Annotated in this window: 20 protein-coding genes; 14 read left to right on the top strand and 6 right to left on the bottom strand. The window is 49.8% G+C overall.

Annotated features, from left to right (window positions below; all coding sequences use genetic code 11):
• Nucleotides 1-119 precede the first annotated feature (119 nt).
• The gene (locus tag K7X24_RS04100) at nucleotides 120-1286 is read left to right on the top strand and encodes a PQQ-dependent sugar dehydrogenase (protein ID WP_224553144.1); all 1167 of its coding nucleotides are present in this window, start codon (nucleotides 120-122) and stop codon (nucleotides 1284-1286) included.
• 282 nt (nucleotides 1287-1568) lie between these two features.
• On the opposite strand, the gene K7X24_RS04095 is transcribed toward K7X24_RS04100, so the two are convergent.
• Nucleotides 1569-1922, bottom strand: coding sequence for a hypothetical protein (locus K7X24_RS04095; RefSeq protein WP_224553143.1), 354 nt, complete (start codon nucleotides 1920-1922; stop codon nucleotides 1569-1571).
• A gap of 868 nt (nucleotides 1923-2790) precedes the next feature.
• Entirely contained in the window at nucleotides 2791-3408 is a 618-nt protein-coding gene (locus K7X24_RS04090; protein ID WP_103860931.1) for a glutathione S-transferase family protein, read from the bottom strand.
• 142 nt (nucleotides 3409-3550) lie between these two features.
• Between K7X24_RS04090 and K7X24_RS04085 the strand changes: the two genes are divergently transcribed.
• The 4 genes from K7X24_RS04085 to K7X24_RS04070 all read left to right on the top strand — a co-directional run bounded on the left by K7X24_RS04085 (nucleotide 3551) and on the right by K7X24_RS04070 (nucleotide 7640).
• Nucleotides 3551-4396, top strand: a complete 846-nt coding sequence (locus K7X24_RS04085) for a MetQ/NlpA family ABC transporter substrate-binding protein (RefSeq protein WP_103970998.1) — start codon at nucleotides 3551-3553, stop codon at nucleotides 4394-4396.
• A gap of 81 nt (nucleotides 4397-4477) precedes the next feature.
• Complete coding sequence (locus K7X24_RS04080) at nucleotides 4478-5494, top strand: methionine ABC transporter ATP-binding protein (protein ID WP_224553142.1); 1017 nt, start codon at nucleotides 4478-4480, stop codon at nucleotides 5492-5494.
• Nucleotides 5487-6146, top strand: coding sequence for a methionine ABC transporter permease (locus K7X24_RS04075; RefSeq protein ID WP_224553141.1), 660 nt, complete (start codon nucleotides 5487-5489; stop codon nucleotides 6144-6146). The genes K7X24_RS04080 and K7X24_RS04075 overlap by 8 nt, the downstream gene beginning before the upstream one ends.
• Nucleotides 6147-6434: 288 nt before the next feature.
• Nucleotides 6435-7640: a serine hydrolase gene (locus K7X24_RS04070; RefSeq protein WP_224553140.1), complete on the top strand. Its 1206-nt coding sequence runs from the start codon at nucleotides 6435-6437 to the stop codon at nucleotides 7638-7640.
• On the opposite strand, the gene deoR is transcribed toward K7X24_RS04070, so the two are convergent.
• From deoR to K7X24_RS04055, 3 genes are all read right to left on the bottom strand, one after another.
• A complete protein-coding gene (deoR, locus tag K7X24_RS04065) occupies nucleotides 7637-8410 on the bottom strand; it encodes a DNA-binding transcriptional repressor DeoR (RefSeq protein ID WP_039537035.1) in 774 nt (257 codons plus the stop codon). The two genes, K7X24_RS04070 and deoR, sit on opposite strands and share 4 nt — an antisense overlap.
• 31 nt (nucleotides 8411-8441) lie before the next feature.
• The gene (gene deoC, locus K7X24_RS04060; RefSeq protein WP_040030907.1) at nucleotides 8442-9110 is read right to left on the bottom strand and encodes a deoxyribose-phosphate aldolase; all 669 of its coding nucleotides are present in this window, start codon (nucleotides 9108-9110) and stop codon (nucleotides 8442-8444) included.
• Between the two features lie 607 nt (nucleotides 9111-9717).
• Complete coding sequence (locus K7X24_RS04055) at nucleotides 9718-11406, bottom strand: aspartate:alanine antiporter (RefSeq protein WP_224553138.1); 1689 nt, start codon at nucleotides 11404-11406, stop codon at nucleotides 9718-9720.
• A gap of 376 nt (nucleotides 11407-11782) precedes the next feature.
• Here K7X24_RS04055 and K7X24_RS04050 point away from each other — a divergent pair, with 376 nt between their 5' ends.
• Nucleotides 11783-12154 (top strand): inner membrane protein YbjM, encoded by a 372-nt coding sequence (locus tag K7X24_RS04050; protein ID WP_224553135.1) that lies wholly within the window; start codon nucleotides 11783-11785, stop codon nucleotides 12152-12154.
• A 74-nt stretch (nucleotides 12155-12228) separates the two neighbouring features.
• Here the strand turns inward: K7X24_RS04050 and K7X24_RS04045 are convergent, their stop codons facing one another.
• The gene (locus K7X24_RS04045; RefSeq protein WP_010277298.1) at nucleotides 12229-12495 is read right to left on the bottom strand and encodes a GrxA family glutaredoxin; all 267 of its coding nucleotides are present in this window, start codon (nucleotides 12493-12495) and stop codon (nucleotides 12229-12231) included.
• Nucleotides 12496-12920: 425 nt separating this feature from the next.
• On the opposite strand from K7X24_RS04045, the gene nfsA reads away from it, so the two are divergent.
• The 8 genes from nfsA to K7X24_RS04005 all read left to right on the top strand — a co-directional run bounded on the left by nfsA (nucleotide 12921) and on the right by K7X24_RS04005 (nucleotide 20646).
• A complete protein-coding gene (gene nfsA / locus K7X24_RS04040) occupies nucleotides 12921-13640 on the top strand; it encodes an oxygen-insensitive NADPH nitroreductase (RefSeq protein ID WP_224553133.1) in 720 nt (239 codons plus the stop codon).
• Between the two features lie 16 nt (nucleotides 13641-13656).
• A complete protein-coding gene (rimK, locus tag K7X24_RS04035) occupies nucleotides 13657-14568 on the top strand; it encodes a 30S ribosomal protein S6--L-glutamate ligase (protein WP_224553131.1) in 912 nt (303 codons plus the stop codon).
• A gap of 295 nt (nucleotides 14569-14863) precedes the next feature.
• Nucleotides 14864-15343, top strand: coding sequence for a YbjN domain-containing protein (locus K7X24_RS04030; protein ID WP_039275494.1), 480 nt, complete (start codon nucleotides 14864-14866; stop codon nucleotides 15341-15343).
• A 372-nt stretch (nucleotides 15344-15715) separates the two neighbouring features.
• Nucleotides 15716-16825, top strand: a complete 1110-nt coding sequence (gene potF, locus K7X24_RS04025) for a spermidine/putrescine ABC transporter substrate-binding protein PotF (protein ID WP_224553130.1) — start codon at nucleotides 15716-15718, stop codon at nucleotides 16823-16825.
• A 205-nt stretch (nucleotides 16826-17030) separates the two neighbouring features.
• Nucleotides 17031-18164, top strand: a complete 1134-nt coding sequence (gene potG, locus K7X24_RS04020) for a putrescine ABC transporter ATP-binding subunit PotG (protein WP_039489921.1) — start codon at nucleotides 17031-17033, stop codon at nucleotides 18162-18164.
• Between the two features lie 14 nt (nucleotides 18165-18178).
• A complete protein-coding gene (gene potH, locus K7X24_RS04015) occupies nucleotides 18179-19144 on the top strand; it encodes a putrescine ABC transporter permease PotH (protein WP_103970993.1) in 966 nt (321 codons plus the stop codon).
• Nucleotides 19141-19986 (top strand): putrescine ABC transporter permease PotI, encoded by an 846-nt coding sequence (potI, locus tag K7X24_RS04010; protein WP_039357800.1) that lies wholly within the window; start codon nucleotides 19141-19143, stop codon nucleotides 19984-19986. Before potH ends, potI begins: the two co-directional genes overlap by 4 nt.
• A gap of 207 nt (nucleotides 19987-20193) precedes the next feature.
• Nucleotides 20194-20646 (top strand): YbjO family protein, encoded by a 453-nt coding sequence (locus tag K7X24_RS04005; protein ID WP_224553350.1) that lies wholly within the window; start codon nucleotides 20194-20196, stop codon nucleotides 20644-20646.
• Nucleotides 20647-20724 lie beyond the last annotated feature (78 nt).

Genomic DNA, 20724 nt, shown 5'->3' with positions numbered 1-20724 from the left:
GGCGATGGTGCTTTTAACGGCTGAATTTCTTCAATAAATGTAAACCTTGCCCCGTTTTTTTGCACAAACATCGCCTGCCGCCTAAATTTACAGGACTTTTGTTGGATGGAGACAACGCTATGCCCTATCGCCTGATGCCTCGCGATTCTGCTTCACACACCGTGTTACGACGATTTTCTGCTGCACCGCATTGGTTGCTGCTTAGCGCAACGTTGCTGTTTTCCAGCCAGATCTTGGCGGCGGAACCGAAGGTGACGGAATTGCAGGATAAGCTGGATCATCCGTGGTCATTAGCGTTTTTGCCGGAAGAACAGGGGATTCTGATTACGGAACGCGCCGGGAATTTACGCTTATGGAAAGCGGGTAGTGCGCTGTCTGCGCCGATAGCCGGTGTACCGAAAGTCTTCGCTAAATCACAGGGCGGATTGCTGGAAGTCGCGCTATCGCCGGATTTTGCACAGAATCGGCGCATCTATCTGAGCTTCGCTGAAGAGGGGAGCGAGGGTAAAGCGGGAACCGCTGTCGGCTACGGTAAGCTCTCTGAAGATAATAAACGGTTAGAGAGTTTCACGGTCTTCTTCCGTCAGGAACCGAAACTGTCAACGGGTAACCATTTCGGCGGCAAGCTGGCCTTTGATCGACAAGGGCATCTGTTTATTGCACTGGGCGAAAACAACGAACGCCCGACTGCACAAGATCTGGATAAATTACAGGGCAAAATTGTTCGCCTGACTGCGGAGGGTAAAGTGCCGTCCGATAACCCGTTTGTGAATACGCCTAACGCGCGACCGGAAATCTGGTCTTACGGCCACCGCAACCCACAGGGATTGGCGATTAATCCGTGGTCTGGTGTGCTGTGGGAAAACGAGCATGGCCCGAAAGGCGGCGATGAAATCAACATCCCTAAAGCAGGGGGAAATTACGGCTGGCCGATTGCCACGCATGGGATTAACTATTCTGGGCTGAAAATTCCAGAAGCGAAAGGAAAAGAGATCGCGGGGATGGTGAATCCTGATTTTTACTGGGAAAAATCACCAGGAATTAGCGGAATGGCGTTCTATAACAGCGATCGTTTCCCGCAGTGGAAAAATTCGGTCTTCATCGGCGCGCTGGCAGAGAAGAACCTGATTCGCCTGACGCTTGATGGTGACAAGGTCACGTCCCAAGAGCGCTTGCTAGGCGACCGCGGTGAACGCATCCGTGACGTAAGGTTGGGGCCGGACGGCTATCTCTATTTGTTGACCGATCACGACAATGGTAAACTGCTGAAAGTCGGACTGGAGTAAAACATCAGGTACCGAACTGTCTCGGTAGCAAGTGGGTAAAAAGTGTTAACATCAAGGCCAAAATACCGACTCGCAGTGAAATTGTATATCTGGTCATCTATGCTATCGAGCTGAAAGTGTACAGTGAGGAAGAATATAGGGTCAAACAAAGTGGGTCGAAAAATGGTGGGATAGCACAAGCTTTACGAATATTCTATATACTGAAAAAGTAAAAACAGCGTTGCTAAAGTCCTATTAGCACGCTGTTTTTGAAAAATGACATGGCACTCTATTGTAAGTTATTTACGAATCTAGTCCGTGTATCTCCCATTTATCATCTTTAGAATAAGCGAAAAGAAAGCCGCCTTTATTGGGTCCTATTAATATCGTTTCTCCATTCACATGTAATTCAACGGGGGGCGTTGAAGCGGAGGTCACGTTATTAATAGTAATGACTTTAGCTAATTCATATCCTGAAGGGATAGGCGCATGAATTGCGGGTGTCCATTCTCCATCTTTTATAAAAATTATCACAGTAATGTGATTTTCAAGTAACTCACTTAAATCTTCCGCAGTGATTTCAATACCGTTTTTTACAGGGTAATGCACTGTGCGATTATCTTTTTTTTTGTCATGAACTAAGGTCGTAGTATTCATATTTTGACTTCCTCTATAATGGAGTAATGATGTTAATTATCAAATTACTATTATTCACTTCCCAATTTTCATGTCCTAACGCGCATGCCAATAGTGCAGCAAACATTGTTACGACTGAAATACCTGAGCGTAATGGATTTATCGTAGTATCTAGTTTATTTTCAATAAATAATTAGTTGAACAAATGTATTATATTTAAAACCCAAGGGTTAATGTTTAGTTAAGTTTCCGGATGTAAATTTGTCAATGATTTTTATTTTTTTTTAAGAATATTGAAGTGGGAATTTAAAATTACTATGAAATTATTTACACTGATTTGATAATTATTGAAATAATGAGTGGTGATTGAGTGTATTTATTGTTTTAAAATGTAGTGATGGCACACTTAGCAAAATAATAATATGGGTAATTCAATGAATATTGAGGTTGTAAATTAATCGGAGTTAATGAATATAATTAATGTTCAACAAGAGAAATAATATCTTATCATTACGTTCCGAGAGTAGTTCCTCAGTTTTTTCCTCGCTATGTTCTGTGTGTCCTTGCGCGTTGTCGCTTCGTATAAAGCAGGATATTCATTTTCAGCAAAATGCAAAGAACATGGTGAGTGGGTATATACAAGCCAATTTCGATTGCCAGCATTTCCCAGTTAAAATCATTGACTACGCTAAATAATATGGAGGAAATACTTTATAAATACGAAAAGCTAAGGAAAAAGCCAGTCAGTTATTTAACTTACTGGCATTATACTACGAAGTGCCTATCAAACCGTTGATCAACCTACTCGCAGAACGGAAACGGCAGCAACAGAATAGAACCGTAAAGTGTTTAAGCAAGCCGAGCGTACAGCAGGAAGGTGTTCATTAGATTAAGACAGCGGAATCATGACGTGTTTCTGATACGCCGGGCGTTCGGTGAGTTGCTCATACCAGCGTTCCAGATGAGGATGCGACTGTTGCTCAATCGGCATATTCAGCCAGCCGTAAGCAATACAGCCTAAAGGAATGTCGCCAACGCCAAATTTATCGCCGGATAGCCACGGCTGATTAGCCAGAACGGTATCGACAATATCGAAAAGACGTTCGCATTCGGCGATGCCTTTCTGGACCAATGCCATATCGCGTTTTTCCGGCGCGACGCGGACTATATTAATGAATACCGGCCCGAAAGACACGGCGAAGGAGGTGGCCCAGTCCATCCACTTCTCGGCACTGGCGCGTTTGCCCGCATCGGCAATATACAGCGAATCCTGACCATACTGTGCCGCCAGATAACGGACGATGGTATTGGATTCCCACAGCACCAGATCGTCGTCCCGCAAACACGGGATGAGGCCATTAGGGTTCATCGCCAGATAATCGACCTCATGGTTAAGACCGAATTGTCCGCCCGCCGCAATATGCTGATAAGGCAGTGCAAGTTCTTCCGCACACCACAGGACTTTCTTTACGTTGGTCGAGTTATCACGACCCCAAATCGTTATCATAGTTGCCCCTTTCTTCGTGAAGCCTGTCCCGATTATCCGCGACAGCCGATGAGAAATAATGATATGCCTTTTTAGTCTTTATGATTTAACTTTTCATTCTTAATAATGACAGCAAGCTACATTCAGACAGGAAAGTTACACAATGAAATTGACGCATTCTGTTCGCGCCGCTCTCGGCATCACACTGCTTGCTGCCGGGATGCAACTGGCGCTGGCCAGCAGCGATCCACAGACGATCACGTTTGGCGTGGCACCCGGGCCGTATGGCGACATGGTGAATCTGGCGATCAAACCTGAGCTGGTAAAAAAAGGCTACAAGGTCGTCGTGCGTGAATTCAGCGATTACGTTCAGCCCAATCTGGCGCTGGCCAACGGCAGCATTGATGCAAACCTCTTCCAGCATACGCTGTATCTGGAGAAATTCGCTGCCGATAAAGGGTTAAAAATTTCCCCACTGATTATCGTACCTACTGCCAGCATGGGCTTCTATTCGAAGAAGATCAAATCGCTGGATGAGCTGAAAAAAGGAGACGTAGTCACGCTCTCTAACGATGCCACCAATCTGGCACGCGGTCTGCGTTTCCTACAATCGATGGGGCTGATTACGATCAAAGCTGATATCGATCCGACCAAAGCATCTGAGAAAGATATTCTTGAAAACCCGCGCGGCTTGGTCTTCAAACCGATGGAAGCGGCGCAGTTACCCCGTACGCTGGATAGCGTGACGGCATCGCTGGTGAACGGTAATTTTGCGCTGGCGTCCGGTATGAAACTGTCATCGGCCATCAAGCTGGAAACGCTGGATGAGAACCTGAAAAATGTTATTGCCGTGCGTACCGACGATCTCGATAAGCCCTTTGTTAAAGATACCAAAGCGATTGTGGAATCACCTGCGTATGCCGCGGTGATCAACGATCCTGCGTTGATGTATAGCCAATTCCAGAAACCTGAGTGGATGCAGGCGAAAACGCCAGCGCCCGCACAGTAACTTTCAGGCTATACAGAATCTCTTTTGGCCGGTCTATGACCGGCTTTCTTCTTTTCCGCTCAGGTCAGGAGTTTGCGGATAATGATTCAGTTAGAAGGGGTAAGCGTTGACTTCTTGCAAGGGAAGCAACCAGAAAATCTCGCGGTAGACAACGTGTCGTTGCACATTCAACGTGGCGAGGTTTACGGGATTGTCGGCACCAGCGGCGCAGGGAAAAGCACGCTGCTGCGGACCATCAATCTCTTGCAGCGACCGACTGCCGGCCGCGTGCTCGTCAATGGCGTGCTCATCAGCGAATTAGCTGGGCAACCGCTGCGAGAACAGCGGCAAAAAATCGGCATGATATTTCAGCATTTCAACCTGATGCAGACGCGTACCGTGGCAGAAAACGTGGCGTTCAGCCTGAAAGCTGCTGGGAAATCCAGCGCGGTGATTGCTGCCCGGGTGCCGGAAATTCTGACTCTGGTGGGACTGACGGATAAAGCGTCGTCTTATCCGGCGCAGCTCAGCGGCGGTCAGAAACAGCGTGTAGGTATTGCCAGAGCCATTGCCAACGATCCCGAAGTGTTGTTGTGTGATGAGCCGACCTCGGCACTCGATCTGGAAACCTCTGCCGCTATTCTGGCGCTGCTGAAAGAGATTAACGAGAAACTGGGCATTACCATCGTGCTGATTTCTCATGAAATGAGCGTGATTAAGGCGGTCTGCGATCGGGTGGCGGTGATGACGGGCGGTCGGGTTGTGGAAGAGGGCGATGTTTTCGATATTTTTGCGACGCCGCAGCACGCCTTTACGCGTCAACTGGTATCCCACACGCTCGATCTTGCATTGCCGCCTCGCTTGCTGGTGGATTTACAGGGCACACTACTGAAGATTCTGTTCGTTGGTGAATCGGCGGATCAACCCGTGCTGTCGGACGTTGCGACGCGTTTTGGCGTGTCCGTCAATATCCTGCACGGCAAGATCGAATACATCGGCAATCGTGCGCTAGGCATACTCGTCGCACTACTGACTCATCCTTCCGATCCCGGAAAAGTGACTGAAGCAGTGGAGCATATTCAGGTCAGAACGGCGAACGTGGAGGTGCTGCATGGCTGATTTATGGATCGATCTGGTCGCAGCGTTCGGTGAGACATTTCAAATGGTGGGGATTTCCACGCTATTTGCCGTGATTGGCGGTTTACCGCTGGGGCTGCTGATTTACGTCACCGACAGGAACCTGTTCTGGCAAAACCGCGCCGTCTATCTGTTTGGCACGGTGCTGGTGAATATTATCCGTTCTATTCCTTTCGTGATTCTGTTGGTCCTGCTGTTACCGCTGACGCAGATCCTGTTGGGGAATACGATTGGGCCTGTAGCGGCGGCGGTGCCGATGTCGGTCGCCGCGATCGCATTCTATGCACGTCTGGTGGATAGCGCGCTGCGTGAAATCGATCCCGGTATCGTGGAAGCGGCCGAAGCGTTTGGAGCCAGCCCGATGCGTATTATCGGCACGGTGCTGTTGCCAGAGGCGAAAGCGGGACTATTGCGTGGCTTGACGATTACACTGGTGAGCCTCATCGGTTATTCGGCGATGGCGGGCATTGTCGGCGGCGGCGGGGTGGGTGATTTGGCGATCCGCTTCGGCTATTACCGCTATGAAACCGAGGTGATGGTGATTACCGTTATTGCGCTGGTTATTCTGGTGCAGGTGGTACAGACGCTGGGTGACTTGCTGTCAAAACGTGCCGATAAGCGCGAACGCCGCTAAGGGTATTTCTAACCGCTGGGCACGAGGGCGTCTGTGCTGCCATGTCCCTCGTGCTATCCGCTATTTTTTCTGGCGGCCCTGCCGTCTGCATTTTCAGACATTCCTTACTTTCTTCTAAGTGCTTTTTTTATCTGCGTTTTTTTAGAAGCTTTCATTTCTTTGACTATCTTTACAGAATGAACGGTTTTCATCCCAGAGATGACGCGTTACCTTTGTATGTTACTAAAGTTTTCAAAACATATTGAAAATTAAGAATTTTTAACGACTGATGGATATCGCGGCGAACTCATGAAAACAACTCCTTTCCTGACCAGACTCACGTCTTTCTCTGTAGGTACGGTATTGCTTGTTGGTTTAGTGCCATTCACCTATGCGGAACAGTTGCCAGCGGTGCCGCAGATTGATGCTAAAGCTTATATCTTGATCGATCACCACAGCGGTAAAGTGCTGGCAGAAAGTAATGCCGATGAGCGCCTTGACCCTGCCAGCCTGACAAAAATTATGGCGAGTTATGTGATTGGACAGGCGATCAAATCCGGTAAAATTCGTCCGACGGATGAAGTGACCGTCGGAAAAGATGCCTGGGCAACGGGCAATCCGGCGCTGCGTGGCTCGTCGCTGATGTTCCTTAAGCCTGGCGACCGCATCCCCGTTTCTGAGTTAAATAAAGGCATTGTCATTCAGTCAGGCAATGATGCCAGCATCGCGCTGGCAGATTACGTCGCGGGTAGTCAGGATGCGTTCGTTAGCCTGATGAACAATTATGCGAAGGCACTTAACCTGACGAATACGCATTTTCTGACTGTGCACGGTCTCGATGCGCCGGGACAGTACAGCACCGCGCGCGACATGGCTCTATTAGGGCAGGCGCTAATTCGCGATGTGCCGGAAGAATACGCGTTGCACAAGGAAAAAGAGTTCACCTTCAATAACATTCGGCAGCCTAACCGTAACCGTCTGCTGTGGAGCACTAACCTGAATGTAGACGGTGTGAAAACTGGCCATACCAACGGAGCGGGACACAATCTGGTGGCCTCGGCCACCGAAGGTAATATGCGCCTGATTTCCGTGGTGTTGGGGGCGCAAACGGATGCCATTCGCTTCCGTGAAAGTGAAAAACTGCTCACCTGGGGCTTCCGCTTTTTCGAAACGGTAACGCCTATCAAGACGGATGCGCCTTTTACCACGCAGCGGGTCTGGTTTGGTACTGAGAAAGAGGCACGGCTTGGCGTCGCACAGAATGCTGCGCTGACCATCCCGAAAGGACAAATGAAGAACCTGAAAGCCAGCTTTACGCTCAATCAGCCGCAGCTTTCCGCACCGCTAACCAAGAATCAGGTTGTCGGCACTATCGACTTCCAACTGGACGGCAAGAGCATCGGACAGCGCGAACTGGTCGCGATGGATGATATTCCAGAGGCCGGTTTCTTTAGCCGCCTCTGGGATACGGTGATGATGAAGGTGCAGCAGTGGTTCGGTGGGTTATTCGGTTAATTCCCTGGGTGGATAAACTGAATGTCGTTGTTAGAAAAATAGCGTAAGTAGGATTCGCTCGGGGCGCTGTCGGAAATGACCGTATCAAATAGCGTCATCGGGCCGATACAGGCGCGTTTGATCTGACCGAATTTGCTGCTATCCGCCACCATAATAATTCGCTGCGCGGTCGCCATCGCGCGTTGCTTCATGCCCAGTTCGGCAAAGTTAAAGCAGGTGGCACCAGCAGTCAGTTCGATACCTGCCGCAGAGATAAAGGCTTTATTCGGGCAGATGTTGTCCAGCTCGCTTCGCTGGTTGAGCGGGGTAAAAATCGCGTTATCAGGATGGTATTCCCCGCCGCACAAAATCACTCTGCACGCCTTTTTTTCCTGTAGCGCTAAAAACGTGTTCAGGGAATAACAAATCGCGGTAAAGGGCAACTCGTCAGGAATGGCGTCAATGATGAAGGGGATTGTGGTGCCACAGTCGAAAAAAACGGTATCGTTTGCTTCCACCAGATAGGCAGCGGCGGTACCGATAGCCTGCTTCTCTCTTACGTGCTTGCTCTGCTGGTCGGAGACAAAATAATTCGTGACACCGTTATTCTTCAGGTCGCTAACGACGTAGCCGCCGAGCAGCATGACGCTGGTGGAATCTGCATTCAGATCGCGGCGCACGGTCATCTCGGACACGCCGAGTAGTTGTGCGGCGTCTTTAAGATGGAGTTTATCGGTTTTCTTTAATGCCTGAGCCAGTCTGCCGATTCGTTCGTCGCGCCGCGTTTCCATAAAATTCCCTGCTAGTAAGCTATTTTTGTTGTTAGTAGTTTCCTGCTGCGGCCGTTTCACCTGAAACGATAGCGACGCCTGAGCTAGTGCCGATACGCGTGGCGCCTGCTTCAATCATACGCTGTGCCGTTTGGCGATCGCGAACCGCGCCGGATGCTTTGACACCCATCTCGCTGCCGACGGTGCTACGCATCAGTCGAACGTGTTCTTCACGTGCGCCACCCGTACTGAAACCGGTAGACGTTTTGACGAACGCGACATCCAACTGACGACACATCTCACACACCAGGACAATCTGTTCGTCATCAAGCAGACAGGTTTCCAATATTACCTTCAACGGTATAGCGGCGCAAACCTCACGCACGGCCTGAATATCTGCTTTGACGGCGGCAATATTCCCGCTTTTCAGCCAGCCAACGTTAATCACCATATCGATTTCTTGGGCACCGGCATCAATTGCCGCTTTCGCTTCAAAAGCCTTGCTGGATGTCAGGCCTGCACCAAGAGGGAAGCCGATAACAGAGCATACCTGTACTTCAGTGCCTTTCAGCTTCTCGGCCACTAAAGGAACGTAACCTGAGTTAACACAGACAGCATAAAAACGGTGAGCGATCGCTTCATCGCACAGGGTGGCGATTTGCTGTTCGGTTGCATTGGCCGCCAACAGGGTGTGGTCGATGTAGCGTGCGTAGTCAGTCATGGTAAATCCTCGGTGATATCGATAAGAAATCAGATAGCGTAATTATGACACTCAATAATTTTAATGTCACAAAAATAACAACAAAATTAAATTTTGTTATTTTAATAACAAAAAATGAAGTAAATGTGATACCAAATGTGCGAATATCGGGAAATAGGGAAGAGGTATACTCTAAATAATTCAAATTTCAGGACAAAACGTTAACGTTTTGAACAGCGCTTGCGCTGACCCCGAAGGGGTGAGGCCACAAGGCCGAATAATGCGGCAAGCGAAGGACAAATTCGTCGGAACGAATTTGACCAGCCAACGGCTGGCCTCTGGTGAGTGACAAATCTGCCAAGGGCAGATTTGAACGCTGCTTGCAGCGGCCCCAACGGGGCGAGGTACACGTAAGTGTGCCGAGTAGCGTAGCCAACGCACATGCAATTTGAAGTATGACGAGTATAAGCAGAAAAGAAAACGCCCATCGTTCTTGAACCTGAAAGGCGGGAACGATGGGCTCCTCAATAAGGGGAATCAAAGAAAAGCAGTGGCACTTATTCAGACTTTAGGGCAAAGAAAAAGTTCTGGCTTTTAAAAAATAATATTGACGATTTTTTACATTTTTTCAGCCGGGCAGCTCAGGCCAGATAACCACGATAAGTGAACCCGCTAAGGTGAGCAGTACGTTAGCGATGGCATAGGTCCCCGCATAGCCGAGTGCAGGGATGTTGCTGCGTGCCGTATCGCTGATGATCTCCATGGCGGGTGCACAGGTTCGTGCGCCCATCATGGCGCCAAACAGCAGCGCTCGGTTCATTTTCAGCACATACGCACCAAACAGAAAGCAAATCACCACCGGCAGCAGGCTAACAATCAGCCCCGAAGCTAGCATTTGGATACCGATTTCTCCCAGGCTACGGTTAATTGTGCTACCAGCACTCAGTCCTACCCCCGCCATAAAGACCATTAGGCCAAATTCTTTGACCATGTTAAGCGCACCTTGCGGAATATAGCCGAAGGTCGGATGGTTGGCGCGCAGGAACCCGAGCATGATACCGGCGAAGAGCAACCCGGCAGCGTTACCGATGCCAAAAGTGAAGTTGCTGAACTGGATTGTGATCAGTCCGACCATCACGCCGATAACAAAAAAAGCACAGAAGGCCAGCAGGTCGGTGACCTGACTGTGAATAGAAATGAACCCGATTCTGTCAGCAATGCTTTTTACGCGGCGGGCGTCACCGCTGACCTGCAAGATATCGCCTTTATTCAGTACGACATTGTCGTCAATCGGCATTTCGATCTGGCTGCGGATGATGCGGTTAAGAAAACAGCCGTGATCGGTCAGCTTCAATTGGCTAAGGCGCTTGCCGACAGCATTGTGATTCTTGACGACGATCTCTTCCGTCACGATGCGCATGTCCAGCAAATCGCGGTCGAAAACTTCCTTACCATCGCGGAAATTGGAGTTCAGGCGAGAGTGCGCATCGGGATAACCTACCAGTGCGATTTCGTCGCCGATTTGCAAGACGGCGTCGCCGTCGGGGCTGGCCAAAATTCCATTACGTCGGATGCGTTCAATGTAACAACCGGTCTGGCGATAGATTCCCAGCTCGCGCAAATTCTTGCCTGCCGCCCAGTCAACCAGCTCAGGCCCAACGCGATAGGCGCGAATGACTGGCAGATACACTTTCCTCTGGCTGTCCGTATCTAGCCCGCGCTCGCGTGCAATCTGCTGTGCACTGGTAGGAAGATCCTGATGCTGGAGTTTAGGCAGATAGCGTGCACCAAAAATGAGACTGACCAGCCCGACCAGATACGTCAGCGCATAGCCCAGGCTCAGGTAATCTTGTTCAATACCGAGCTGGCTACCTAAACTGGCAGTATTACGCAGCGTGTCGCCTGCACCGACCAGTACCGGCGTTGATGTCATGGATCCGGCCAGCATCCCCGCCGTCAGGCCGATTCCCCAGCCGAAAAGTTTGCCTAAACCTAACGCCAGTAGCATGGCACTGCCGACCATCACCAGCGCCAGCATGAAATAATTTTTCCCGTCACGGAAGAAAATAGAAAAGAAATTAGGCCCAGCTTCCACGCCCACGCAAAAAATAAATAACATAAAACCGAGGCTCAGTGCTTCGGTATTAATCGAAAAGTGTTGTTGACCAAGTAATAAAGAAACCACTAAAACGCCAATAGAATTACCGAGTTGTACTGGCCCGAGGCGAAATTTCCCCAGACAGAGCCCTAATGAAAGAACCACGAATAAAAGCAGAATGTAATTCCCGTTTAACAAATTAGCGACGTTTATATTCATGGAATGTAACTTGTTGTTTACCAGTAAGTTCTTGATGTTATTCATTATAGCGGCTAGATTTAGCCATGAAATGCATGAATTCCCGTGACGGTATCAATGCGCGTCAGCTGAAAGGAGTCAGCCTCATTCAGTATAATTTATCCGATAAAAATTGTTCAGTGTAATTATTGTTTAATTTAATGATTGTGGTCTCGCTGTTGAAGAAATTCGGCAGGTCGTCGTCTTTTCCTACGGACAACCTGTGTGTCGAATAAATCGTAGCAAAGCCTCATGTTTTTTATATCGGGGAATAGAGATACCAATCCTTTTTACCAGGCCGCACGTTTTCGGTATCTGGTTGATGTAGGTTGGGAGGCATGTTGATAGGGGGCGATTTATGGCAAGAAGTAAAGGTTGGGTGGGGTCAACCTGCTGTTTTTTATTGTTCACCGTGGTTTTTTTGAGTCAAAAAATTGAAACGGCAGATGTCACTATAAATGATAGTTTGCGCGGCAGCCCGGGGATGTTGCTTTTTCTGTTACCCGGTATGGTTGCCTGCTTTCTTTCCGCTCGTGGTCGTTTGCTTTATCCGCTGTTTGGCGCATTGGCGGCAATGCCTGTATGTTTACTGGTGCTCCATTTGTGGAATACGCCGATGCGCTCTTTCTGGCAAGAATTGGCCTATGTGATGAGTGCGGTCTTTTGGTGTGTGCTGGGTGCTTTGGGCGTGCTATGTTTGCGCAGTCTGTATCGACGCTATCTTCGCTAAGTGGGGTTCTATTCTGAGCTCATAAATAAAAAAGCGCGGACTTTCGCCGCGCTCTTATGCTGCCAGTTTGATGATTATGACTGGAACAGAGCCAGATGCTCTTTGGCATAGGCTTCAAAATCGGTGCAGCCGCCGATGTGTTTTTCATCCAGGAAAATCTGCGGTACGGTTTCAACCGGCTTTCCTACCGTTTTGGACAAATCTTCTTTCGAAATGCCTTCTGCGTGAATGTCTACATAGCGGAAGCTGAAGTCATCACGTTGCTCGGCCAGTTTTTCTGCCAGTTCTTTCGCACGTACACAATAAGGGCAAGCTGGGCGCCCGAAAATTACAGCGAACATGTAAACTCCTTAGTAAAATTAAAAAAATGTTCTCATTCTTGAACCTCATAGCGTGACGCCTGTTGCAGACAAGGTCACGGCTAAAGATATTACGGTTAATGAGGTTACTGCCAATTGCGCTACTATACCGAAATTTATCAATACTATGCCCGCATTCATTGATGAAAAAAAGTAGTCATTACCTGTTACAACGATTTGCTGAAGCTATTATACCCGTCATAGTTCAAGCTGCATGCGCGTTGGCTGGACAAATTCGTTCCCGACGAATTTGTCCTTCTCTTGCCGCGTTACGAGGCCCATAGATGAGCCTCGCCCTAAAGGGCCAACGCTTTGCGTTGTTCAAAACGCTAACATTTTGTCCTGCAACACGAATTATTTAGGGTATAGATATAACGAAATAATTTTACTGACTGAAGGATGCCAGTGTGACACCGACTATTGATTTGCTACTACGCCACCGTTCTATTCGCGCGTTTACCTCTCAGGCCGTGACGGATGAGCAACGCCACGCCATCATTAATTCCGCACAAAGCGCGTCCAGCTCCAGTTTTTTACAATGTACGTCGATTATCCGTATTACCGATTCTGCCGTGCGTGAAACGCTCGTTCACTATACCGGCGAGCAAGCCTATATAGCGCAAGCGGCAGAGTTTTGGGTCTTTTGCGCCGATTTTCACCGGCATGTGGAAATTTTCCCACAGGCGGAAACTGGGCTGGTGGAGCAATTACTGATTGGCTGTGTCGATACCGCTATCATGGCGCAAAATGCGCTGGTTGCCGCCGAATCTCTGGGGTTGGGCGGGGTATTTATTGGTGGCATCCGCAATCGCATTGCTGATGTGACGCAGTTACTGCAACTGCCGCCGCAGGTTTTGCCGCTATTCGGTCTGTGTCTGGGCCATCCAGACGCCGATCCGCTGCTGAAACCACGCATGCCAACCGCTATGATGCTACATGAAAATGTTTATCAGCCGCTCGACCTCGATGTGCTGGTACAATATGACCAGCAAATGGTGGAATATTACCTGCAACGTATCGGCAGTCGCCGTGAAAGCTGGAGTGAGCACGTTGAACGGACGCTGAAAAAAGAGTTACGTCCTTTCATGCTGGGCTACTTACATCAACAAGGATGGGCGATACGTTAGTATCTGTAGGATATTTATGAAGATAGCCATTCTGTCTCGTGATGGGGCGTTATATTCCTGTAAACGTCTGCGTGAAGCGGCCGAGTCGCGCAAGCACAGCGTTGAGATTATTGATCCACTCTCCTGCTATATGAATATCAATTCGGCAGCACCGTCGGTGCATTACCGCGGGCGTCAGTTGGATAGATTCGATGCGGTTATTCCGCGTATCGGTTCACAGATCACGTTTTACGGTACGGCTGTATTGCGCCAGTTTGAAATGCTGGGAAGCTACCCGCTGAATAATTCTGTCGCGGTGATTCGTGCCCGTGACAAGCTTCATTCGCTGCAACTACTTGCCCGTGAGGGGATTGATCTGCCGATCACTGGATTTGCTCACTCGCCGGATGATACGGGTGACCTGATTGCGATGGTGGGCGGTGCACCGCTGGTTGTCAAGCTGGTGGAAGGCACGCAGGGGATCGGTGTCGTTTTGGCGGAAACGCGTCAGGCTGCGGAAAGCGTGATTGATGCGTTTCGTGGGCTAAATGCGCATATTCTGGTACAGGAATATGTGCATGAAGCACAGGGTAAAGATATCCGCTGTCTTGTGATCGGCAATCGGGTTGTCGCGGCTATTGAGCGGCAGGCGAAGGCTGGGGAGTTCCGTTCAAATCTGCACCGCGGTGGTTCGGCGAATAACGTGAGAATTACGGCGCAGGAACGTGCGATTGCCATCAAGGCGACGAAAACGCTGGGCCTGAATGTGGCGGGTGTCGATATTTTACGTGCCGATAGAGGGCCTCTGGTGATGGAAGTGAATGCTTCCCCTGGGCTGGAAGGGATTGAGACGACAACCGGACTCGATATTGCTGGTATGATGGTTGAGTTTATTGAACAAAATACTCAGAGGCGTGTCGCAACCTCTGCAACAATCATCAAAAGTTAGCTTTCTGAAACAAAGGCTGCACCCTAAAATAGGGTATTACTCCTTGGGGCGTGAGCATTGGGCTAAGACTGAAACTGCACCGCCGTACAACGGAACGAAGAAAGCGGGCGATGAAGCACTTTTATCATGGCATCGTTGCGTAATATTCCGTAAGCTATGTGCCGCTTTTAACGTTGTTTCAGTTTTAATGCGGCTCCTAGCTTAATGTGGTTTCTGTTTTAACATTGCTTCTGCGTGAGCAGTGTTCTCTTTTCAATAACGCGGTCTTTACGGCAGCAGGTATGAGGCAAACATGATGGATTCACTCATCGTACCGGATTTGGCTATGCTACGGCGGTGGCTGGATCAACTGAACATTCTGTATTTCGAATGTGATTCCTGTCAGGCGCTCCATCTTCCTCATATGCAAAATTTTGATGGCGTGTTCGATGCGAAAGTTGATCTGGTAGATAACGTAATCCTGTTTTCTGCCCTTGCCGAAGTGAAGCCCAGCGCGCTAATTCCTCTGGTCGGCGACCTGAGCCAAATCAATGCCAGCTCGTTGACCGTCAAGGCATTTATCGACGTTCAGGACGATAACCTGCCGAAGTTGATTGTCTGCCAGTCATTCAGCGTGGCCGCTGGCATGACGTTGGAACAATTCAGACATTTCATGCAGCAGTCCGAAGAACAAATCTCAATGGTGATCCTTGAGGCCGGCGCTAATAATCTGCTGTTTATCGGTGAGGAAGAAGAGGGCTCTGCTGCCAGAGTCACCACCTCTCATCTGCATTGATACGGTTGCTGCCAACGGCAGCAATTGGTTTTACTTATTTTCCTTTCACCGCCATTTATTCTGGTTATTTCGCATTATTGCCAGATATTTCTCTTTGTTTACCGCTAAACGCCTTCATCACATCGATAAAATGTGAATAAATAATCGTTAAAACCCATTTTTTACGTTCAAGTATGGTGCGCACGATGTTGTGGGGTTATGCTTTATTCCTGTAAGACACAGACAGCGAAATCAGGGCTATGTCTGTGTCTGAGCGAATAAAAATCGGTGCATACTCATTCACCGGTTGGATAGCGTGGCAGGACATATTTTGTATCGGAACGATACAGATTAACTCCCATGAATTACCCCCTTGTATGGAGGAAGGAACGGATGTTCACCCAACGTAAAAAATGGCTATCGGGTGTTGTTACTGGCTTGCTGATGGCCGCGTCCGTCGCCGCATCTGCGGAAGAGAAAACGCTGCATGTTTATAACTGGTCCGACTATATCGCACCGAACACGTTAGCCAATTTCCAGAAAGAAACCGGTATTAAGGTCGTCTATGACGTGTTTGACTCCAACGAAGTGTTGGAAGGCAAGCTCATGGCGGGCAGCACGGGTTTTGATCTGGTCGTGCCTTCTGCTAGCTTCCTGGAGCGCCAGCTCTCTGCGGGAGTGTTTCAGCCATTAGACAAGAGCAAACTGCCGAATTACAAAAATCTGGATCCTGAGCTGATGAAGTTGATCGCACAGCACGATCCAGACAATAAATATGCCCTGCCTTACCTGTGGGCGACCACGGGAATCGGCTATAACGTTGAGAAAGTGAAAGCCGCACTAGGTGCTGATGCACCGGTTAACAGCTGGGATTTGGTGCTGAAGCCAGAAAATTTGGAAAAGTTGAAAAGTTGTGGTGTCTCTTTCCTGGATGCGCCAGAAGAGATCTTTGCAACCGTGCTGAACTATCAGGGTAAAGATCCGAACAGCACCAAGCCGGGTGATTACACCACCTCTGCGACCGATCTGCTGCTGAAACTGCGTCCGAGCATTCGCTACTTCCATTCGTCGCAATACATTAACGATCTGGCGAACGGCGATATCTGTGTCGCGGTAGGCTGGGCGGGTGATATTTTGCAAGCAGGAAACCGTGCGAAAGAAGCGAAAAACGGGGTGAATATTCAGTACAGCATTCCGAAAGAAGGCGCGCTGGCATTCTTTGACGTTCTTGCCATTCCGAAAGATGCTAAAAATCTGGATGAAACCTATGCGTTTCTGGATTACCTGATGAAGCCAGAAGTGATGGCTGAAATCAGTAACCACGTGTATTACGCGAGCGGTAATCTGGCCTCCTTACCGTTGGTGAACGAAGAAATTCGTAATAACCCAGGCGTTTATCCGCCGGCGGATGTGCGTGCCAAACTGTTTACGCTTAAAGTGCAATCTCCTCAGATTGACCGTACGCGTACTCGCGCATGGACTAAGGTTAAAAGCGGCAAATAGCCTCTTGGATCTGAATCGTTACCCACGCGCTTGACGGTTGCTGGTTTCAGCAACCAGAGAATGGATGGGTATAAAATGTGGCAAAGAACAGGCGGATAATCCGCCTGTTCGCGCTCTATATTGTGTCACACTACTGAATGCAAAAGCCCTGAATGGCGGCATCCACGGTGTGACTTGTTCTGCTTTTGCCGGAGAGCAATGCGAAGTGAATGACGCGATCCCCCGCCCTCAATCAAAACCTCAAAAAGCGGCCACGCCGCTGCTGGAAGTGCGCAACCTGACGAAGTCGTTCGATGGTCAGGCCGCCGTCGATGATGTCAGCCTGACGATTTATAAAGGTGAAATTTTTGCTCTGCTGGGTGCCTCTGGCTGTGGGAAATCCACGCTGCTGCGCATGCTGGCAGGTTTTGAGCTTCCCACACAGGGGCAGATTGTTCTGGATGGTCAGGATTTGTCATTGGTGCCGCCTTACCAGCGTCCTATCAATATGATGTTCCAGTCTTATGCTCTGTTCCCACATATGACGGTGGAAAAGAATATCGCGTTTGGTCTGAAGCAGGACAAGCTACCGCGCGCAGAAATTAAAGATCGTGTGGAAGAGATGCTGTCGCTGGTGCACATGCAGGAGTTTGCCAATCGTAAACCGCATCAGCTTTCCGGCGGCCAGCGTCAGCGTGTTGCGTTGGCTCGTAGTCTGGCGAAGCGTCCCAAACTGCTGCTGCTGGACGAACCAATGGGAGCGCTGGACAAAAAATTACGCGACCGTATGCAGCTTGAAGTCGTCGATATTCTGGAACGCGTGGGCGTGACCTGCGTGATGGTGACGCACGATCAGGAAGAAGCCATGACCATGGCGGGTCGCATTGCCATTATGAATCGCGGTAAATTCGTACAGATTGGCGAACCAGAAGAGATTTATGAGCACCCGAACACGCGTTTCAGCGCGGAGTTCATCGGCTCAGTAAATATGTTTGAAGGGATCTTGCAGGAACGTCAGGACGATGCGCTGATCATCAAAAGCCCCGGACTGGTGCATCCGCTGAAGGTGGATTCTGATGTCTCGGTGGTCGATGGTGTTCCGGTCTACATCGCGTTGCGTCCTGAGAAAATCATGTTGTGCGAAGAGGTTCCGGCCGACGGTTGTAACTTCGCGGTAGGGGAAGTGGTCCACATCGCCTATCTGGGCGACTTGTCGATTTACCACGTCAGGCTCAACAGCGGGCAAACTATCAGCGCGCAGTTACAAAATGCCTACCGCTATCGCAAAGGCATGCCGACCTGGGGAGATGAGGTCCGGTTGTGCTGGGATGCGGATAGCTGTGTCGTTCTGACGGTGTAGCGAGGAAGAATACCATGACTTCATTTCCCGAACATAACACGGCGGAACCACCGGGCAAGGCCAGACTCTGGCTTCGTGTACTGATGGCGCGTTGGCGTCAAAAACACGGGCGCAAGCTGGTCATCGCGCTGCCGTATCTGTGGCTGCTGCTGCTGTTCATGCTGCCATTCCTGATCGTGTTCAAAATCAGTCTTGCAGAGATGGCGCGGGCGATCCCGCCTTATACCGATCTGGTTTCGTGGCTGGACGGCAAACTGGATATTTCCCTGAACCTTGGGAACTACCTGCATTTGTTGGACGATCCGCTGTATTTCGATGCCTATATGCAATCGCTTCAGGTTGCTGCTGTGTCGACGCTGTGCTGTCTGCTCATCGGCTACCCGTTGGCCTGGGCGGTGGCGCACAGTAAACCGTCAACGCGTAATATCCTGTTGTTGCTGGTGATTCTTCCATCGTGGACATCATTCCTGATTCGCGTCTACGCCTGGATGGGGATTCTGAAAAATAACGGAATCCTGAATAACTTCCTGCTGTGGCTAGGTGTGATTGATGAACCGCTGGTCATTCTGCACACCAATTTGGCGGTTTATATCGGCGTCGTGTATTCCTATCTGCCGTTTATGGTGTTGCCGATCTATACCGCGTTGATGCGGCTGGACTATTCGTTAGTGGAAGCGTCGTTGGATCTGGGCGCGCGACCGCTGAGAACCTTCTTCAGCGTGATCGTCCCCTTAACGAAAGGCGGAATTATTGCGGGTTCGATGCTGGTCTTCATCCCTGCGGTAGGGGAGTACGTGATTCCAGAACTGCTCGGCGGGCCGGATAGCATCATGATTGGCCGTATTCTGTGGCAGGAGTTCTTCAATAACCGCGATTGGCCGGTGGCATCTGCCGTTGCCGTCGTCATGCTGCTGCTGTTGATTATGCCGATTATCTGGTTCCACAAACATCAGAGTAAAACGGCGGAGGGTGAGGCGTGAATAATTTACCTGTTGTTCGCTCACCGTGGCGTATTGTGATTTTGGTGCTGTGCTTTACGTTCCTCTATGCGCCGATGCTGATGCTGGTGATCTACTCGTTCAACAGCTCCAAGCTGGTGACCGTATGGGCTGGCTGGTCAGCACGTTGGTACGTCGAGCTGTTCCACAATACGGCGATGATCAGTGCGGTGCTCCTGAGCCTGACGATTGCTGCCGCGTCGGCCACAATGGCCGTGATTCTTGGGACGATTGCCGCCGTGGTCATGGTGCGTTTTGGTCGTTTCCGTGGCTCCAATGGGTTTGCTTTTATGCTGACGGCACCGCTGGTCATGCCAGATGTGATTACCGGTCTGTCGCTGCTGTTGCTCTTTGTCGCATTAGGGCATGCCATTGGGTGGCCAGCAGAGCGGGGGATGTTCACCATCTGGTTGGCGCATGTCACGTTCTGTACCGCGTATGTCACCGTGGTGATCAGCGCTCGTCTGCGTGAGCTTGATCGTTCGATTGAAGAAGCGGCGATGGATCTGGGGGCGAATCCGCTCAAGGTATTCTTCATTATCACGGTACCGATGATTGCTCCCGCACTGCTTTCCGGCTGGCTGCTGGCGTTTACGCTGTCGCTGGACGATCTGGTTATCGCCAGCTTTGTCGCAGGGCCTGGCTCGACAACGTTGCCAATGCTGGTGTTCTCCAGCGTCAGAATGGGCGTTAATCCACAAATTAACGCCTTGGCTTCCCTGATATTACTAGTCGTTGGTATTATTGGGTTTATCGCCTGGTGGTTTATGGCGAGAGCAGAGAAGCAGCGCTATCGCGATATGCAAAAAGCGAGACGCGGCTGATTCGATTTCTCATCGTAATTTGTTAGCCTAGCGAAGATTTCCAGCAACGCCGCCAGAGTATGGGGGCGTTGCTGTTTTGTATGGCAATCAAGTTTTGTATGACTAGCAAGTTCTATATTGGCATCAGACTTTATATTGATGCTGTATTTTTGGCGGGTAAATACCGCATGAAGGGAGAGCGTTGAAATTCTATATATGAAGAAGGAAATAACACAACGCAAAGTTTATGCCCCGGTGCCCGTGATGGTGGCGGGGATTGCGATTATTGCTACTCGTGTTTTGGGGATTCTGCTGCTTGTCTGGGAGCTAGGACTCAGCGATTTGAGCGGCTGGATTGGCAGCAACGCGGAAGCCTGGGATTCAACGCTGGTGTTACTGCTATCGCTGATTATCGTCAGTGTTGAAATTCGCTGTGGCTTTGCCGCTTTGGCCGGAGTGAACTGGGGGCGATGGGGTTATGTGGCCTGCCAGGCCGTCGTGGTTTGTTACCTGCTGCTGGCGTCACTCAGTGAGCTTATGCCGGCGATATTTCATATCTCAGGAGAGAACAATGCTGCTGTGCTGCATCAGCTCCTGTTGCAAAAGATCCCAGATCTTCTGGTGATTGTTTTATTGTTTTTGCCACGACGCAGTAAGCGTTTTTTTACGCGGCAGAAATAGGCATTTCTCTCTTATGAGCTAATCTGGCTGCTGGCGTCACCATGAATCAGTAAAAGGTCGCAGGGTGACGCCGCCAGA

This window comes from Pectobacterium versatile (genome assembly GCF_020166435.1).
GTDB lineage: Bacteria > Pseudomonadota > Gammaproteobacteria > Enterobacterales > Enterobacteriaceae > Pectobacterium > Pectobacterium versatile.
The sequence above is the reverse complement of the archived record's forward strand: the minus strand, read 5'-3'. Positions and strand labels throughout refer to the sequence as shown.

Coding starts and splice junctions, on each gene's coding strand:
- K7X24_RS04100 (WP_224553144.1), top strand. CDS start 120: ATGCCCTATCGCCTGATGCCTCGCGATTCTGCTTCACACACCGTGTTA.
- K7X24_RS04095 (WP_224553143.1), bottom strand. CDS start 1,922: ATGAATACTACGACCTTAGTTCATGACAAAAAAAAAGATAATCGCACA.
- K7X24_RS04090 (WP_103860931.1), bottom strand. CDS start 3,408: ATGATAACGATTTGGGGTCGTGATAACTCGACCAACGTAAAGAAAGTC.
- K7X24_RS04085 (WP_103970998.1), top strand. CDS start 3,551: ATGAAATTGACGCATTCTGTTCGCGCCGCTCTCGGCATCACACTGCTT.
- K7X24_RS04080 (WP_224553142.1), top strand. CDS start 4,478: ATGATTCAGTTAGAAGGGGTAAGCGTTGACTTCTTGCAAGGGAAGCAA.
- K7X24_RS04075 (WP_224553141.1), top strand. CDS start 5,487: ATGGCTGATTTATGGATCGATCTGGTCGCAGCGTTCGGTGAGACATTT.
- K7X24_RS04070 (WP_224553140.1), top strand. CDS start 6,435: ATGAAAACAACTCCTTTCCTGACCAGACTCACGTCTTTCTCTGTAGGT.
- deoR (WP_039537035.1), bottom strand. CDS start 8,410: ATGGAAACGCGGCGCGACGAACGAATCGGCAGACTGGCTCAGGCATTA.
- deoC (WP_040030907.1), bottom strand. CDS start 9,110: ATGACTGACTACGCACGCTACATCGACCACACCCTGTTGGCGGCCAAT.
- K7X24_RS04055 (WP_224553138.1), bottom strand. CDS start 11,406: ATGAATATAAACGTCGCTAATTTGTTAAACGGGAATTACATTCTGCTT.
- K7X24_RS04050 (WP_224553135.1), top strand. CDS start 11,783: ATGGCAAGAAGTAAAGGTTGGGTGGGGTCAACCTGCTGTTTTTTATTG.
- K7X24_RS04045 (WP_010277298.1), bottom strand. CDS start 12,495: ATGTTCGCTGTAATTTTCGGGCGCCCAGCTTGCCCTTATTGTGTACGT.
- rimK (WP_224553131.1), top strand. CDS start 13,657: ATGAAGATAGCCATTCTGTCTCGTGATGGGGCGTTATATTCCTGTAAA.
- K7X24_RS04030 (WP_039275494.1), top strand. CDS start 14,864: ATGGATTCACTCATCGTACCGGATTTGGCTATGCTACGGCGGTGGCTG.
- potF (WP_224553130.1), top strand. CDS start 15,716: ATGTTCACCCAACGTAAAAAATGGCTATCGGGTGTTGTTACTGGCTTG.
- potH (WP_103970993.1), top strand. CDS start 18,179: ATGACTTCATTTCCCGAACATAACACGGCGGAACCACCGGGCAAGGCC.